The sequence below is a fragment of the Streptomyces sp. WM6372 genome, from assembly GCF_001279655.1.
GTDB lineage: Bacteria > Actinomycetota > Actinomycetes > Streptomycetales > Streptomycetaceae > Streptomyces.
The window spans coordinates 158,520-174,386 of sequence record NZ_LGDB01000180.1 but is presented as its reverse complement, the minus strand read 5'-3'; the positions used below and the strand labels follow the sequence as shown (position 1 = coordinate 174,386).

At 73.4% G+C, this 15,867-nt stretch carries 16 protein-coding genes; 6 read left to right on the top strand and 10 right to left on the bottom strand.

Translation table 11 applies throughout. The features are described 5' to 3' along the window. Positions 1-448 (top strand): pentapeptide repeat-containing protein (locus ADK52_RS16935; protein WP_199828513.1); only part of this gene is annotated, 448 nt, incomplete at its 5' end. A 96-nt stretch (positions 449-544) separates the two neighbouring features. Here the strand turns inward: ADK52_RS16935 and ADK52_RS16930 are convergent. The 4 genes from ADK52_RS16930 to ADK52_RS16915 form a co-directional block, all read right to left on the bottom strand. Then, entirely contained in the window at positions 545-1,048 is a 504-nt protein-coding gene (locus ADK52_RS16930; protein ID WP_053690643.1) for a hypothetical protein, read from the bottom strand. A 275-nt stretch (positions 1,049-1,323) separates the two neighbouring features. Continuing rightward, entirely contained in the window at positions 1,324-2,484 is a 1,161-nt protein-coding gene (locus tag ADK52_RS16925) for a M4 family metallopeptidase (RefSeq protein WP_053690642.1), read from the bottom strand. 154 nt (positions 2,485-2,638) lie between these two features. Beyond that, positions 2,639-3,292 (bottom strand): response regulator, encoded by a 654-nt coding sequence (locus ADK52_RS16920; RefSeq protein ID WP_051696226.1) that lies wholly within the window; start codon positions 3,290-3,292, stop codon positions 2,639-2,641. Next, positions 3,289-4,506 carry a sensor histidine kinase gene (locus ADK52_RS16915; RefSeq protein WP_420714915.1) on the bottom strand — a complete coding sequence of 406 codons (1,218 nt, stop codon included), beginning with the start codon at positions 4,504-4,506 and terminating at the stop codon, positions 3,289-3,291. Before ADK52_RS16915 ends, ADK52_RS16920 begins: the two co-directional genes overlap by 4 nt. A gap of 256 nt (positions 4,507-4,762) precedes the next feature. On the opposite strand from ADK52_RS16915, the gene ADK52_RS16910 reads away from it, so the two are divergent. Together ADK52_RS16910 and ADK52_RS16905 are read left to right on the top strand one after the other, a co-directional pair. After that, positions 4,763-5,329: a GlcG/HbpS family heme-binding protein gene (locus ADK52_RS16910; protein ID WP_053690640.1), complete on the top strand. Its 567-nt coding sequence runs from the start codon at positions 4,763-4,765 to the stop codon at positions 5,327-5,329. A gap of 42 nt (positions 5,330-5,371) precedes the next feature. After that, positions 5,372-6,796 (top strand): M1 family metallopeptidase, encoded by a 1,425-nt coding sequence (locus ADK52_RS16905; protein WP_053690639.1) that lies wholly within the window; start codon positions 5,372-5,374, stop codon positions 6,794-6,796. A gap of 67 nt (positions 6,797-6,863) precedes the next feature. On the opposite strand, the gene ADK52_RS16900 is transcribed toward ADK52_RS16905, so the two are convergent. Further along, on the bottom strand, positions 6,864-7,379 hold the full coding sequence (locus ADK52_RS16900; RefSeq protein ID WP_053690638.1) for a GNAT family N-acetyltransferase: 516 nt from the start codon (positions 7,377-7,379) through the stop codon (positions 6,864-6,866). Positions 7,380-7,479: 100 nt separating this feature from the next. Next, positions 7,480-8,055: a TerD family protein gene (locus tag ADK52_RS16895; RefSeq protein WP_030156998.1), complete on the bottom strand. Its 576-nt coding sequence runs from the start codon at positions 8,053-8,055 to the stop codon at positions 7,480-7,482. A gap of 159 nt (positions 8,056-8,214) precedes the next feature. Between ADK52_RS16895 and arfB the strand changes: the two genes are divergently transcribed. Further along, a complete protein-coding gene (gene arfB, locus ADK52_RS16890; protein WP_053690637.1) occupies positions 8,215-8,640 on the top strand; it encodes an alternative ribosome rescue aminoacyl-tRNA hydrolase ArfB in 426 nt (141 codons plus the stop codon). Positions 8,641-8,734: 94 nt separating this feature from the next. Here the strand turns inward: arfB and ADK52_RS16885 are convergent, their stop codons facing one another. Continuing rightward, positions 8,735-9,280 carry a flavin reductase family protein gene (locus ADK52_RS16885; protein WP_053690636.1) on the bottom strand — a complete coding sequence of 182 codons (546 nt, stop codon included), beginning with the start codon at positions 9,278-9,280 and terminating at the stop codon, positions 8,735-8,737. 327 nt (positions 9,281-9,607) lie between these two features. On the opposite strand from ADK52_RS16885, the gene cdgB reads away from it, so the two are divergent. Continuing rightward, on the top strand, positions 9,608-11,383 hold the full coding sequence (gene cdgB / locus ADK52_RS16880; protein ID WP_053690635.1) for a diguanylate cyclase CdgB: 1,776 nt from the start codon (positions 9,608-9,610) through the stop codon (positions 11,381-11,383). Between the two features lie 68 nt (positions 11,384-11,451). Next, entirely contained in the window at positions 11,452-12,468 is a 1,017-nt protein-coding gene (locus tag ADK52_RS16875) for a CBM35 domain-containing protein (protein ID WP_053690634.1), read from the top strand. 256 nt (positions 12,469-12,724) lie between these two features. Here ADK52_RS16875 and ADK52_RS16870 read toward each other — a convergent pair whose 3' ends face one another. From ADK52_RS16870 to ADK52_RS16860, 3 genes are all read right to left on the bottom strand, one after another. After that, complete coding sequence (locus ADK52_RS16870) at positions 12,725-13,645, bottom strand: 1-phosphofructokinase family hexose kinase (RefSeq protein WP_053690633.1); 921 nt, start codon at positions 13,643-13,645, stop codon at positions 12,725-12,727. 117 nt (positions 13,646-13,762) lie between these two features. Continuing rightward, positions 13,763-14,914, bottom strand: coding sequence for an N-acetylglucosamine-6-phosphate deacetylase (nagA, locus tag ADK52_RS16865; protein ID WP_053690632.1), 1,152 nt, complete (start codon positions 14,912-14,914; stop codon positions 13,763-13,765). Beyond that, positions 14,914-15,846, bottom strand: a complete 933-nt coding sequence (locus tag ADK52_RS16860) for an ROK family protein (RefSeq protein WP_053690631.1) — start codon at positions 15,844-15,846, stop codon at positions 14,914-14,916. The genes nagA and ADK52_RS16860 overlap by 1 nt, the downstream gene beginning before the upstream one ends. Positions 15,847-15,867: the final 21 nt, after the last annotated feature.

The following is a 15,867-nucleotide window of genomic DNA, read 5'->3' as shown; positions in this document are numbered from 1 at the left end:
GATCCTGGACTCGGTGCTGGAGGGGGTCCGGGGGGTGGGGACGGACCTGTCCGGGGCTTCGCTGCGGGACGTGGAACTGGTGGAGGCGCGGCTCGGCGGCGTGCAGTTGCACGGGGCCGTGCTGGAGCGGGTGGTGTTCCGCGGCGGCAAGATCGACTACCTGAACCTGCGGAAGGCGCGGCTCAAGGACGTGGTCTTCGACGGGTGCGTGCTGGTGGAGGCGGACTTCGCGGGCGCGGTCCTGGAGCGGGTGGAGTTCCGCGGGTGCGCGCTGCGGGGGGTCGATTTCACGGGCGCGCGGATGGCGGACGTGGACCTGCGGGGGGCCGTGGAGCTGGACATCGCGCGCGGGGTGGACGCGCTGTCCGGTGCGGTGATCAGCCCGCCCCAGCTCTTCGACCTGGCCCCGGCCCTGGCGGCCCAGCTGGGTCTCCGCGTGCTCTCGTAACCCCGCGGATCCCGCGAGCCCTGCCGCGGCCGGCCGGGCCCCCGGGCCCGCTCGGGGGCCTGGGCCTGCTCGGTCGCCCGGGACCGGCCGACGCCTCTATGCCGGGACGCGGGGGAAGCGGGACTGGAGGCTCCAGATGACGGGGTTGTCGGCCAGGGTGTCGTGCATGTCGGTCAGGTCCGCGATCAGGTCGTGCAGGAAGTCGCGGGCCTCGCGGCGCAGCAGGCGGTGGCTGAAGGTCAGCGGCTCCTCCTCCGGCGGCATCCAGTCGGCCTCGATGTCCACCCAGCCGAAGCGGCGCTCGAAGAGCATGCGGTCGCTGGACTCGGTGAAGTCGAGTTCGGCGTACTGGCGGTGGGCGGAGCGGCTGCCGCGCGGGTCCTGGTCGAGCTGCTCGACGATGTCGCAGAGCGCCCAGGCGAAGTCCAGTACGGGCACCCATCCCCAGGCTGTGGACACTTCCCGGTCCTTGGCGGTGTCGGCGAGGTAGACGTCCCCGCAGAACAGGTCGTGGCGCAGGGAGTGGACGTCCGCCGAGCGGTAGTCGGTCTGCGGGGAGTCCGGGAAGCGCCGGGAGAGGGAGTAGCCGATGTCGAGCACGTACCCGATGGTGTCACGGTGGGGCGGGTGCGTGGGACGGGACGCCGGTGGGGCGTCTTGAGCCGGTGAATGACGGGCCGCAGGCCACAGGCCGCAAGCCGCAGGCCGCACCCGGCAGCCGCCCCGGCGGGCATGGGCGGCTGCGGGCCTGCCCGAGGTGCATGCCCCGCACGTCACGGACACCGCCCCACCGGAACCATCGCCCTCACCACCGCCCGGCATCGCGGACCACCGCCCCCGCAACCCCTGCCGGAACCGGGTTCGGCGGTGGCCCGTCAGCGGACGTTGACGGCGGTCCAGGCGGCGGCGACGCGACCGTATTCCACGCCGGCGGGGCCGTAGAGGTCGGCGGCGGCCATGAGGGTTGCGGTACGGGCGCGGGCGTAGTTGCTGGTGGAGGTCATGTAGGTGCTCAGGGCCCGGTACCAGATGCGGACGGCCTTGTCCTGGCCGATGCCGAGCAGCTTGGAGCCGTCGTAGGTGGGGGAGTCGTAGGAGATCTTGTTGATCTCCTTGGGGCCGCTGCCCTCGGCGAGGAGGTAGAAGAAGTGCCGGGCGGGGCCGGAGGCGGCGTACGCGTCGAGGGTGCCGATGTCGCGTGACCAGTAGTCGCGGGAGTGGCCGTCGAGGCTGGGGTGGTCCATGCGGCGCAGGGGGCCGTCGGCGAAGGCGCGTTCACCGATGAAGTAGTCGCCGACGTCGGTGGTGTTGCCGGCGAAGAACTCGATCGCCGTGCCGAGGATGTCGGCGGTGCCCTCGTTCAGGCCGCCGGGCTCGCCGGCGGAGCCGAGGCCGGCGGTGGAGGCGATCACGCCGTGGGTGAGCTCGTGGCCGACGATGTCGAGGGTGGCGAGGGTCTTGCCGGTGACGGGGTCGTCGCCGTAGTTGGCGCAGAAGCAGCTCGGGTCGAAGAAGGCGTTGGGGTAGTTGCTGCCGTAGTGCACGCGGGAGGTGACGCCGGTGCCGTCGCCGCGGATGCCGTTGCGGCCGAGGACGCCCTTGTAGAAGTCCCAGGTGACGGCGGTGGCGTAGTGGGCGTCCACACCCGCGGACTGGCGGTCGGCGGGGGTGCCGGTGCCGCCCCAGTCGTTGTCGGGGTCGGTGAAGAGGGTGCCGCCGCCGGTCTGGTTCATGGCGTCGAGGGTGCGCTGGTTGCCGCGCGTGGTGTCGCGGAGCTGGTAGGCGCTGCCGGTGAAGTAGGTGCTGAGGGGGACGGTGCCGGCGTGCTGGCTGTGGCCCGTGCCGATGGCGGCGACGGGTCCGGGGCCGATTCCGGTGCCGATTCCGATTCCGGCGCCGACGCCCGCGCCCGCGGTGTCGTACGGGGGCTGGGCCGCGGCCGTCGCCGGGGCTGTCACCGCCGTGGCCGTCAGGACGGCGGCCGTCCCGAGGAGGACGGCGAGGCGGGTGCGGCGAGAGGACGTGGGGTGGGTCACTCGGGCTCCTTCGCGGTGGCCGGGGTGGCGGCGCGAGAGAGCGTGACAGGGCGGGGCAGGGCTTTGGCAGGTCTACGACAAGGATTCCCGGGGATTCCGGGCCGGTTGTCCGAACACGCCCCGCCCGGTGTCCGGATCCCGTCCCCGGTACCCCTTACGGCAGGAGGCGCTGCTCCTTGGCCACCGAGACCGCTCCCGCCCGGGTGTCCACGCCGAGCTTGTCGTAGATGCGGCCCAGGTGGGTCTTGACCGTGGCCTCGCTGATGAACAGCGCCCGGGCGATGTCCCGGTTGCCCAGGCCCCGCGCCAGCTGGCCCAGGATGTCCAGCTCGCGGTCCGTCAGCGTCGGGCGCGAGCCCCGCATGTGGGCCATCACGCGGCTCGCCACCGGCGGGGAGAGCGTGGTGCGGCCCGCCGCCGCCGAGTGGATGGCGGCGAACAGCTCCTCCGGGCGCTCCGCCTTCAGCAGGTAGCCCGTGGCGCCCGCCGCGATGGCCCGGGTGACGTCCGCGTCCGTGTCGTACGTCGTCAGGACCAGTACGTGCGGCGGGTCGGTCACCGCCGTGATGCGGCGGGTGGCCTCGACCCCGTCGATGCCCTCGCCCAGCTGGAGGTCCATCAGCACCACGTCCGGGCGCAGCTTCGCCGCCAGGGCGACGGCCTCCTCGCCGCTGCCCGCCTCGCCCAGCACCTCGATGTCGGGCGCGCTGCCGAGCAGCGCCAGCAGGCCGGCGCGGACCACCGCGTGGTCGTCGCAGAGCAGGATCGTCGTCATCGGGGTCGGCCCGGTTCCGGTTCCGGTCGTCATGCGGGGGGCTCCAGGGGGATGGCCGCGGAGAGGACCGTGCCCTCGCCGGGGGTGGATTCGAGGGTCAGGGTGCCGCCGAGCTGGCGGACACGGGCGCGCATCGCCGGGAGCCCGTGCCCGCGGTCCCCGGCCGCGCCCGCCCCGCGCGGCTCGGTGAAGCCCGCGCCGTCGTCCGCGACGTCCAGGACCACCTGGTCGCCCAGGAAGCTCAGGGTCAGGGCCGCGGTCCGGGCGTGCGCGTGCTCCCGTACGTTGGCCAGCGCGCCCTGCGCGATCCGCAGCAGCGCCGACTGGACCCGGTCCGGGAGCGGGGCCGGCGTGCCCTCCAGGTGGAAGCGGACCTCGATGTCCGGGCCCGCGTCGAGCGCGCGCAGCGCGTCCGCGAGGCCGCCGCCCCCTTCGAGCTCCGGCGGGGCCAGGTCGTGGACCAGGCGCCGCGCCTCCGCCAGCCCGCGCGCCGCGATGCCGGTGGCGGTACGGACGTGCGCGCGGGCGGTGGCCGGGTCGCTGTCCCAGGTGCGGTCGGCGGCCTGGAGCAGCATCTGCTGGCTGGACAGGTGCTGGGCGAGCGTGTCGTGGATCTCCATCGACAGCCGCTGACGCTCGGCGAGGGTGCCCTCGCGGCGCTCGGTGGCGGCCAGCTCGCGTCGGGTGCGGATCAGGTCGTCGATCAGGGCGCGCTGGGACTCGGCCTGGCGCTCCATGTGGACGAAGACGGCGGTGGCCAGAGCCGCGATCGCGGGCGGGGCGAGCAGCAGGTTCGGGTCGAACTCGCGCGAGAGCTTGAGCTGGGCCGCCACCACGAACACCGTCAGCAGGGCCACCAGGACGATCGCCGCGCGGGGCGGCAGGGTGCGCAGGGCGGTGAAGAAGAGGGGGACGGCGCACCAGGCGAAGCTGGGCGCGAGGACGACCAGGACCACCCAGACCGCCACCACCAGCCCGAGCCAGAGCAGCCGGCGCACCGTGGGCGCGGCGCCGAGCGCGGGGCCGAGCACGTACAGCAGGGCCAGCGCGATGCTGAGGGCGAGGATCCACGGGGTGCTGGGCGAGCCGGGGTGGCGCAGCAGGAAGCGGGCCACCGAGGCGCCGAGGAGCAGGAAGAACGCCGTGTGCATGACGGCCGCCAGGGCCCGCGTGTCCGCCTTCCCGGGCGCGCCCGGCACCCCGGGCACCCCCGCCGCCGGTGGCGGTACGCGCCTTACGTGGCTCACAGCGGGCTCCCGGGTCGGTGTCTGGCTCCTCCATCGTGCCTGGTCGTACGCGATGGCGCCGACCAGCCAATCCGCACCCGTACCCGCTGCGCATCGACCGATCGGTTGACCCCGGGGTCAACCGGTGCGGCAGCCGTCGCGAGCCGGTACGGGGACCGGCCGGGGCCGGGTGCGGCCCCAGGCTGGGAGCAGCAGGACGAGCCGGCGTACCCGACGGCCGCGACGTACTCAGCCGATGCACCCAGGAGCAGCAGACATGAACACCCGCACCCGCGTTCTCACCGGTACCGCTCTCGCCGTCGCGCTCGGCGCCGGGACCTTCGGCGCGGTCAGCGCCAGCGCCGCGCAGGCCGAGAGCGCCCCGGCCGCCGCTGCCGCCGCCACCGCGAAGAAGGACGGCGGGGCGGACGAGAAGAACTTCACCACCACGACCCACCTCACCGTCGACGCCGCCACCCGCGCCGCCCAGGCCGCGCTGGACGCCGCGCAGAAGGAGAACCAGAAGGTGACGGTCGCGGTCGTGGACCGCAACGGCAACACCATCGTCACCCTGCGCGGCGACGGCGCGGGCCCGCAGTCCTACGAGTCGGCGCAGCGCAAGGCCTTCACCGCCGTGTCCTGGAACGCCCCGACCTCGGTGCTGGCGGGCCGTCTCGCCCAGACCCCGAACCTGAAGGACATCCCCGGCACCCTCTTCCTCGGCGGCGGCACCCCGGTGCAGGCCAAGGGCGCCCCGGTCGCCGGCATCGGCGTGGCCGGCGCCCCGAGCGGCGACCTGGACGAGAAGTACGCCAAGGCCGGCGTCGACTCCCTGGAGAAGTAATCACCCCGAAGTACGACATCGGGCCCCCATAGGATCGGGCGCGTGGAACACCGCCGCGCACCCTCCCGCCTCGCCGTCGCCGCCCCCGCAGCCGCCGCTGCCGTCCTGCTCGCCCTCACCACGGCGTGTACGGCCGGCACGGTGCAGGGGCGGCCCGGTGCGTCCGGGCTGCGCGATCCGTACTTCCCCAAGGCCGGCAACGGCGGCTACCAGATCGAGCACTACGACCTGGACCTCGACTACGACCCCGCCGACGGGGAGTTGAACGCCACCGCCGTCATCACGGCCCGCGCCGGGCAGGGGCTCAGCTCCTTCAACCTCGACCTCGCCGGCCTGGACGTCGAGGGCGTCACCGTGCAGGGCACGGGCGCCCGCTACAACCGGACCGGCCGGGAGCTGACGGTGCGCCCCGCCGAGGACCTCAAGAAGGGCGAGGTCTTCCGTACGGAGATCGACTACCGCGGCAAGCCGAAGCCCATCGCCGACGCGGACGGCTCCAAGGAGGGCTGGATCACCACGGCCGACGGGGCCGTCGGGGTCGGCGAGCCGATCGGATCGATGGCCTGGTTCCCCGGGAACCACCACCCCAGCGACAAGGCCACGTACGACATCACCCTGACCGTGCCCAAGGGCTACGAGGCGGTCTCGAACGGCGAGTTGGCCTCCCGGACCGACGCCCCCGGCGGGCGGACGGAGTTCGTGTGGCACAGCCCGGAGCCGATGGCGAGCTACCTGGCCACCGCCGCGATCGGGAAGTTCAAGGTGACGACCGGCCGGACCCCCTCCGGGGTCGCCCTGTACGAGGCCGTCGCGCCCGCCGAGGCGGCCGCCAGTGCCCCGGCGCTGGCGCGGCTGCCGGAGATCGTGGAGTGGGGCAGCCGAAGGTTCGGCCCGTACCCCTTCGCCACCGCCGGGGCGATCGTGCTGCCGGCCGATTCCCTCACGTACGCGCTGGAGACGCAGACCAAACCCGTCTTTTCCGGCGCACCCGACGAGAACCTCGTCCTGCACGAGACGGCCCACCAGTGGTTCGGCGACTCGGTGTCCCCGAAGTCGTGGAAGGACATGTGGCTCAACGAGGGCTTCGCGACCTACGCCGAATGGCTGTGGTCCGAGGACCACGGCGGGACCACCGCCCAACAGCACTTCGACGCCTTCCTGAAGGGCGACACCGCGGTGGACAAGGACGCCGACGCCGACTGGGCCGCCTTCCCGCCCGCCGACCCGCCCAGCGCCGAGGACATCTCGCAGACCCCGGTGTACGTCCGGGGCGCGATGGTCCTCCAGCGGATCCGGCAGGAGGTGGGAGACGAGAAGTTCTTCGCCCTGCTGCGCGGCTGGGCCACCGACCACCGGTACGGGAACGCGAGTACGGCCGACTTCACCGCGTACGCGGAGCGGTCGACGGGGCACGACCTGAAGAAGGTCTGGGACGTCTGGCTGTACGGGGAGGGCCGGCCGAAGTAGCCCGTACGGGCCCCATCCGTACGGCCCGCGTCCGTACGGGCCCGCCCCCCCGCGTCGCCCGCGCCCCCTACAGGGCCTTGCGCATCACGGTGCAGTCGCGGCCGTGCTCGCGGTCCTTGGCGCGGCGCAGCGCGGTGTAGCCCCGGGACCGCCAGAACGCCAGGCCGGCCGTGTTGCCGTCGAGTACGGCGATCCGTACGCCGCTCCGCCCCGCGGCGCGGAAGCGGTCCTCGACGAGGCCCGCGACGGCCCGCCCGTACCCGGCGCGGTGCGCGGTGGCGTCGATGAGCAGCAGGCCGATCCACGGGTCCGGGTCGCCGGAGGAGGGGTCCGGGTGGTGGGCGAGGGTGGCGGCCAGGCCGACCAGCCGGCCGGCGGAGCGGGCCAGGAGCACCTCGGCGCCGTCGTGGGCGAGTTCGTCGGCGAGGGCCGCGGCGACCTGTTCCACGGTGATGCGGCGTGGGTCGGGGAAATCGCCGCTGAGCTCGAAGAAGGCGTGGTTGGTCGCGTAGAGCGCGGCGATCTCGGTGAGGACCGGGCCCGGCAGTGCGCCGTCCACGGGCGCGAGCGGTTGCAGGATCACCTGTCGAACCGTAGCGAAGCCCCCTCCCCGGACGGCCGGGAGGGGGCTTCGCTGCGGTGCGTTCGGCCGGTCGGACCCGGCCTCGGCCTCGGCCTCGGACTCAGACGTTGACGCCGAAGTCCTGGGCGATGCCGGTCAGGCCGGAGGCGTAACCCTGGCCGACCGCGCGGAACTTCCACTCGGCGCCGTTGCGGTAGAGCTCGCCGAAGACCATGGCGGTCTCGGTGGCCGCGTCCTCGGAGAGGTCGTAGCGGGCGATCTCGGCGCCGCCGGCCTGGTTCACGACGCGGATGTACGCGTTGCGGACCTGGCCGAAGTTCTGGCTGCGGGCGTCGGCGTCGTAGATCGAGACCGGGAAGACGATCTTGTCCACGTCGGCCGCGAGGGTGGCGAGGTTGACGTTGATGGACTCGTCGTCGCCGGAGCCCTCGCCGGTGCGGTTGTCACCGGTGTGGACGATGCTCTGGTCCGGGGTGGACTTGTTGTTGAAGAAGACGAAGTGACCGTCGGAGACGACCTTGCCCATCGCGTTGACCGCGATGGCGGAGGCGTCCAGGTCGAAGTCGACACCGGTCGTCGTACGGACGTCCCAGCCGAGGCCGACCGTGACGGCGCTGAGGCCGGGGGCCTCCTTCGTGAGCGAGACGTTGCCGCCCTTGGACAGGCTTACTGCCATTTTGACTGGTGTCCCTTCCTCTTCGCTTGGCCGCGAGATCGTGGCCAAGGTACCGCTGACTTACATAACGCGGGGAGGGGGGCGGTAGGTTCCGCGCGGCGAAATACGCGCGGCGAAATACGGGTGACGGGCATCGCGCGGGGCGGGATCATAGGGGGCATGCCTGGTCCCTATGTCATTCGCGGTTCGGTCGTGCTCCCCGAGGCGGAGCTCGCCTGGCGTTTCTCGCGATCCTCCGGTCCGGGCGGACAGCACGTGAACACCTCGGACTCGCGGGTGGAGCTGCTGTTCGACGTCGCGGCGACGAAGGGGCTGCCGGACGTGTGGAAGGAGCGGGCGCTGGAGCGGCTCGCGGCCCGGCTGGTGGACGGGGTGCTGACCGTACGGGCCTCGGAGCACCGGTCGCAGTTCCGCAACCGGGAGATGGCGCTGGTCCGGATGGCGTCCGTGCTCGCGGAGGCCACCGCCCCGCCGCCGAAGGCGCGCCGCGCCACGAAGATCCCCCGGGGGATCAACGAACGCCGCCTGCGCGAGAAGAAGGCCCGGGCCGAGACCAAGCGCGGCCGCACCGGCCGCGACTGGTAGCCGCTGGTCGCGACGGGTACCGACCGGCCGCGACGCGCACCGAAAGGCCGTGACGGGTACCGACCGGCCGCGACGGGCTGCGCCGCCGGGGTCCTCAGCCCGCCAGGTGGCGGTAGCGGCCGCGGAAGTACGTCAGCGGCGGGGAGTCCGGGGACGGGAGCGCCGCGGTCAGGACGCGGCCGATGACCAGAGTGTGGTCGCCCGCCTCGACGCGGTTCTCCGTACGGCATTCGAGGGTGGCCAGCGCTCCCGTCAGCAGCGGGGCCCCCGAGACCTCGCCGCGCCCGTAGGGCAGGTCCGCGAAGAGCAGCCGGTCGCTGATGCGGTTCTTCATCGAGAAGCGGCTCGCCACCTGCACCTGGTGGTCGGCGAGCACCGAGACCGCCCACAGCGGCTGCTCGGCCAGCAGGTCGTCCATCCGGGAGCCCTCGCGCAGGCTCACCAGCACCAGCGGCGGGTCCAGGGACACGGACAGGAACGCGGTCGCCGTCATGCCGACGTCCTCGCCCGCCGGGCCGGTCGGCGTCAGGGGCGGCTCGTGCGCGGTGATCAGGCACACGCCCGCCGCCAGTCGGGACATCGCGGCACGGAACTCGTCGTTGCTCACGCCCTCAGGATGAAGGGTGGCGGGGATCGGCATGGGTACGGGGGTCGTCTTCGGCACGTTCGGAACGCTAGTCTCGCCCTCCCGCGCCGCGCATCGGGCCCGAGTCCGAGCCGCGTCCCCGCCCCTTGGCCTAGGCCCGGGCGTATCGTTTGCTCCCGGGAATGCAGGGGAGTGCTCCGAGGTGACACAACCCCCATCGCCCACCTTTATTCATCTCATGTGACTTGAGTCACAGAGGGCAAGATTTGTTGACCCTGTGTACCTGCCGCACAGCTCACTGTGATTCAGTGGACGGGACACCGCAACGAAACGCCGATGACAAACCTGGAGTTGCTGTCGAGGTCTCGGGGAGAGCGAGCAATGGAGACCGAGTCGGAGCCGTACGTCCGTCTTGCGACCCTGCGGCAGCTCCATCAGGTGGTGGCCGAACTCAACACGGCCAGGAGCCTGGCGGACACCCTGCAGACCGTCGTGGACGGCATCGTCGTGGGCCTCGGCTACGAACTCGCCTGTGTCAATCTCGTACGCCCTGACGGGGATCTCGTCGTCGCCGCCTTCGCGGGCGACCCGGCCGCAGAGGCGCTCATCACCGGCCGCGTCGGCTCCCGCGCCTCCTGGGAGCGCCGTCTGACGATGGGTGAGAGCTGGGACGGGCTCCGCTTCATCCCGCACACCGAGGGCTGGGTCCTCCTGGAGGACGACGTACCCCAGTGGCACACGGACGGCCCCGACCCGCGCTTCGCGGACGAGTGGCACCCCGAGGACCGGCTCTACGCCCCCATGTACGCGTCCGGCGGGGAACTTCTGGGTGTCATTTCGGTGGACAGACCGCGCAACGGGCGCCGCCCCGGCGCGTGGGGGCGCGAGGCGCTCCAGATGTACGCCTTCCAAGCGGCGATTGCGATCAGCAACGCACGGCTGCGCGCGAACATGCAGCGGGCCCTGGTCCGGCTGGAGCGTGAACAGCAGGCGCTGCGCGCGAGCGAGGAGTCCTTCCGGCAGGCCTTCGAGTACGCGCCCAGCGGCATGGCGATCGCCGAGATGGGCGGGGACCAGCACGGGCGGCTGCTGCGGACCAACGACGCGCTGTGCCGGCTGCTGGGCCGGCCCGCCTCCGTACTGCGCCGCTACTCCTTCTCCGACCTGGTCCACCCGGAGGACATCGGGACCCTGCTGCGGACCTCCGCCGAGGGCGGCCGGGCCGAGCTGCGGCTCGGGCGGCGCGACGGCACGTACGTATGGGTCTCGCTGCGCAACTCCGTCGTCGCGGACGCCGCCGACGGGCCGCGCTTCCTGCTCACGCACGTCGAGGACATCGAGGAGCGCAAGCGCCACGAGCTCCAGCTCGCCCACCGGGCCAGCCACGACTCGCTGACCGGCCTCCCCAACAGCGCCGAACTGCGCTCCCGCCTCGGGGCGCGGCTGTGCCGCAGGCCGCAGTCGGTCCGCGCCACCGCCGTGGAGGCGCTCGACGCGGCGTACGAGGGGAACGGGGCGCACGGCGGCCACGGCGCCCACGGCGGGTACGGGGGCGGCGCCGTCGAGGCGGGTGGTGCCGTCGGGGAGCACGGCTTTCGGCCCGACGCCTATCCCGAGCCCTTCGAGTACCCCGGCGCCCCGGCGGTGCCCGCTCCCGGTGTCCCGGGGGTGCCCGGGCCCGGCGGGCCCGGCGCGGGCCCGGGCCCGTACGACCACCACGTGCACACGGTCGCGCCCGCGACGGACATCGACGACGGGACGAAGGGGCTCGCGGTCCTCTTCTGCGACCTCGACGGGTTCAAGTCGATCAACGACCGGTTCGGGCACCACACGGGTGACGCGGTTCTGATCGAGGTGGCCCGGCGGCTGACGACGGGCGTCAGGGACGGTGACACCGTCGCTCGGCTGGGTGGTGACGAATTCGTCGTCCTCGCGGACGGACTGGGCGCGGCGGACGCCGCCGACCTGGCCGTCCGGCTGCGCAACGCGATCATCCCGCCGATCCGGGTGGACGGCCGCGCGGTCCGTGTGGGCGCGAGTTTCGGGATCGGCTGGGCCAGCTGCGGCATGTCGGCGGACGAGGTGCTGCGCTCCGCCGACCAGCGGATGTACATCGAGAAAAGGTCCCGTTCCAAGGCGCACCGCCGGGCCGGCTGAGGAGATCGGCCGCCCGTGGGTGCACCTGTTCGGGGTAGGCTCCCGTGGGTCGAAAGGAGTGACCTGCGATGACGACGCCCGCGAACCACGGCCCGAACAGTGGGGCGAACAAGCCCGAGGACGACGATCCGTTCGGCTATCTCTACGCGGACGGCCAGGCCGCCGGAGCCACCCCGCCCGCGTCGGGCGGTGGATACGGCTACCCCGGCCCGACGGTCGGTGGGCAGCCCGGTGTCCCCCGTACCTCGTACAACCAGGTGCGCACGGTCGGTGAGCGGACGTACGGCGGCCAGCGCGGCGCCCAGGTCCCGCCCCAGCAGCAGCCGGCCTACCAGGCCCAGTACCAGGCCCCGGAAGCGCTCCAGGCGGGCGGCTACGGGGTTCCGCCGCAGCAGGGGCAGGTCACGTCGACGATCCCGGCGCCGGGCGGCCACGGCGGCCACGGCGGAGGCGGCGGTTCCAGCCGCAAGGGCATGCTCATCGCGGCGGTGGCGGTGGTCGCCGCGGTCGCGATCGGCATCGGTGCGGCCGTGGCCTTCGGCGACAAGGACAAGGACAAGGACAAGGCCGGCGCGACGGGCGGACAGCAGTCCGCGCAGCCGCAGAACTCCGCGTCCGCGCAGCCGAGCCCCTCGCAGTCCGCGGAGGTCCCGCTGCCCAAGGCGGACGCCTCGGGCGCGGGCATGTCCCTCACGGGCGGCGCGCACCTGGAGGCCGCGGTCCCGGGCGCGAAGAGCGCGGGCGGCCAGTACGTGGCGGGCTTCAACGCGCCCGGTGCGGCGCTGACCTGGACCGTGGACGTCCCGACCGCCGGTGATTACACGCTCTTCGTGAACTACGGCGTGCCCGGGAAGGACGCGAAGGCGACCCTCACGGTCAACGGGCAGAGCCCGACGCAGTCACTGAACCTGTCGAACTTCGCCAAGGCCGAGGCCGGAGCCTGGGACAAGGGGTGGACCCGCACCTTCGCGTGGATCAGCCTCAAGAAGGGCACCAACACGATGAAGATCTCGTGTGAGGCCGGCAACCAGTGCGAGGCGGTCTTCGACCAGCTCGACCTGGGCCAGGGTCACGTCAAGCGCTGACCTCCCGCCGGGTGGGCGGGCCCCGCCCCGCCACCGGCCCGGAACGAGTCCGGCCCCACCGCACCTGCGGTGGGGCCGGACCCCGTTGTGCCTGCCGGTGCGTCAGCCGCAGTGGACCCAGCCGGTGTTCTCCGAGCGCTTCGACGCCAGGTAGGCGGAGTCCCTCCGGACGCCCGTGATGTCGGGTCAAGCGCGCGCGGACCGCCGCGGACTGACGCCAGGTCGGGGAACCGGACGGGGGCGCGTGGTCCGATCGTCAGTTGCCGCCGGTGACGGAGATGGCCTGCCGCAGCTCCTCGTAGGTGCGGGGGTCGAAGTCCCCCGCCGTCGGGGCGTGGACCGTGGCCGCCGAGAGGGCGACCGCGCGGGTCAGGCGGGCCGGCCAGTCCAGGCCCTCCGTGAGGGCCGACAGCAGCCCCGCCACCGCGGAGTCGCCGGCTCCGGTCGGGTTCCCCGTCAGGGCGCGCGGCGGGGCCGCCCGCCAGGTGCCCTGGGCCGTGGCCGCCAGCAGTCCGTCGGGGCCGAGCGAGGTCACCACGGCGTGCGCGCCGCGGCGGCGGGCGTCGCGGGTGGCCTGGAGCGGCTCGCGGGAGCCGGTCAGCTCGGCGAGCTCGGCGGCGTTCGGCTTGATCATCTCCGGTCGGGCCGCGACCCCGCGGCGCAACGCCTCGCCGCTGGTGTCCAGGAGGACCGGGACCCCGGCCGCGCGGGCGGCCCGTACGAGCGCCGCGTACGCGCCCACCGGCACGCCCGGCGGGAGGCTGCCGCACAGGGCCACCGCGGAGGCCCCGGCCAGCAGGGCCGCGTACCGGTCGAGGAAGGCGGCCCATTCCGCGGAACCGATCAGCGGGCCCGGCTCGTTGAACTGCGTGGTGTCGCCCGAGGACTCGTCGACCACGGCCAGGGTGCGCCGGGTGGTGCCCGCGCAGGGGACCAGAGCGTCCGTCACCTTCGCGGTGTCGGCGAGCAGTTCGCGTACGACGGCGCCCGTGCGTCCGCCCGCGAAGCCGGTCGCGGTGACCTCGTGGCCGAGCGCGGCCAGTACGCGGGCGACGTTGAGGCCCTTGCCGCCGGGCCGTTCGGTCACGGCGGTGACCCGGTGCGAGGTGTGCGGAATCAGCTTCGGTACGTGGTGGGTGACGTCGAGTGCGGTGTTGAGCGTCACGGTGAGGATCATGGCAGGCCCCGGTCTCGGTGTGTGCGGGGATCATGCCAAACACCAGTACGGGCGGCCCAGTCCCGCGGGCCGCCCGTTTCCCTCCGTACCCGCTCGGACCAGCGGCCGCAGCGGCACTCAGACCAGCGGGTCGACGACCCACTCGCCGCGCCGCATGACGCCCTTGACGTCGAACGCGGCGTCCAGGACGACCAGGTCGGCGTACTTGCCCGGCTCCAGCGAGCCGACCTCGTCGTACAGGCCGATCAGCTTGGCGGGATTGGCCGAGATCGCCTGGACCACGGACTCCACGGGCAGCTTGTCCAGGGTCACCGACCGCTTGAAGGCGGTGTCCAGGGTCAGCGTGGAGCCGGCGATCGAACCGCCCTCGACGAGGCGGGCCACGCCCTCCTTGACCTCGACCTCCAGCGGCCCCAGGTGGTAGATCCCGTCGCCGAAGCCCGCCGCGTCCATCGCGTCGGTGATCAGCGCCACGCGGTGCGCGCCGGCGTGGTGGAAGGCCAGCTCCAGCATCGCCGGGTGCAGGTGGGTGCCGTCGTTGATCAGCTCGACGGTGACCCGCTCGTCCTCCAGCAGCGCGGCGATCGGGCCGGGGGCGCGGTGCTCCATGCCGGGCATCGCGTTGTACAGGTGGGTGGCCACGGTCGCGCCCGCGTCGATGGCCTGGCGGGTCTGCTCGTACGTGGAGTCGGTGTGGCCGATCGCGGCGATGACCCCGTGCTCGGCCAGCAGCCGTACGGAGTCCAGCCCGCCCGGGAGTTCGGTGGCGAGGGTGAACATGCGGGCGGCGCCGTGCGCGGCGTCGATCAGCTTGCGGACCTCGGCCGGGTCGGGGTCGCGGAGCAGGTCCTCCTTGTGCGCGCCCTTGCGGCAGGGGTTGATGAACGGCCCCTCGAAGTGGATGCCGGCGATCTCGCCCGCCTGCGTCAGCTCGGCGAGCAGCCCGGCGCGGCGGGCCAGTTCGTCCAGGTCGCCCGTGACGGTGGAGGCGACGAGCGTGGTGGTGCCGTGCTCGCGGTGGGTCCGTACGCCCTTGAGGACCTCCTCGGCGGTGCCGGAGGTGAAGGAGGCGCCGCCTCCGCCGTGGTTGTGCATGTCCACGAAGCCGGGGACGAGCCAGTGCCCGGACAGGTCGACGGTCCGCGCGCCCTCGCCGGCACTGCCGGCGATGCGCTCGCCGTCGACGATGACGCGGCCGCCCGCCACGGTCCCGGTGGGCAGGACCACCCTGGCGCCGGAGAGAACGGTGCTGTGTGCGCTTCCGGACATCAGGCAGGTACCTCCGTGGCGAGTAGGTCCCAGGCGAGCAGCCCTGCGCCCAGGCATCCGGCGGTGTCCCCGAGGGCCGCCGGAACGATGTCGGGCAGCCGCTGGAACGTCACGCGCTCCTCGACGGCCGTCCGTAGTGGTGTGAACAAGGTTTCCCCCGCCTCGGCGAGCCCGCCACCGATGATCAGCGTGCGCGGGTCCAGCAGGGTGATCGCGGTGACCAGGCCGTCGGCGAGGGCGCCGACCGCGGCCAGCCACACCTCGTGGGCGCGCGCGTCGCCGGACGCGACGGCCTTGGCGCAGTCCGCGGCGTCCGCGGCCGGGTCGCCGGAGGCGGCCGCCCAGGCGCGGCTGACGGCGGACGCGGAGGCGAGGGTCTCCAGGCAGCCGTACTGGCCGCAGCCGCAGGCGGGGCCGCCGGGGCGGACCACGATGTGGCCGATCTCGCCCGCGTAGCCGTGGGCACCGGCCTCGATGCGGCCGGCGATGCCGATGGCGCCGGCGATGCCGGTGCCGAGCGGGACGAACAGGAAGCGGTCGGCGCCCCGGCCCGCGCCGATGCGGCCTTCGGCGAGTCCGCCCGTGCGGACGTCGTGGCCCAGGGCCACCGGGATGTCGCCGAGCCGTCTGCTGAGGAGCGCGCGCATCGGTACGTCGCGCCAGCCCAGGTTCGCCGCGTAGACGGCGATCCCGTTCTCGGCGTCGACGATGCCGGGGACGGCGACGCCCGCCGCGCTGGCGGGTACGCCGAAGCGTTCGCGGCCGAGCCCGGACAGCTCCGCGGCGAACTCCAGGATCGTCTCGACGACGGCGTCGGGGCCCCGGTCGCGGCCGGTGGCGCGGCGCGCTTCGTGCAGCAGGGAGCCGTCCTCGGCGATGAGGGCGGCCTTCATCCCGGTGCCGCCCACATCGAGGGCGATGACGTGTTTCACGGGTTTCACAGGTGACAGTCT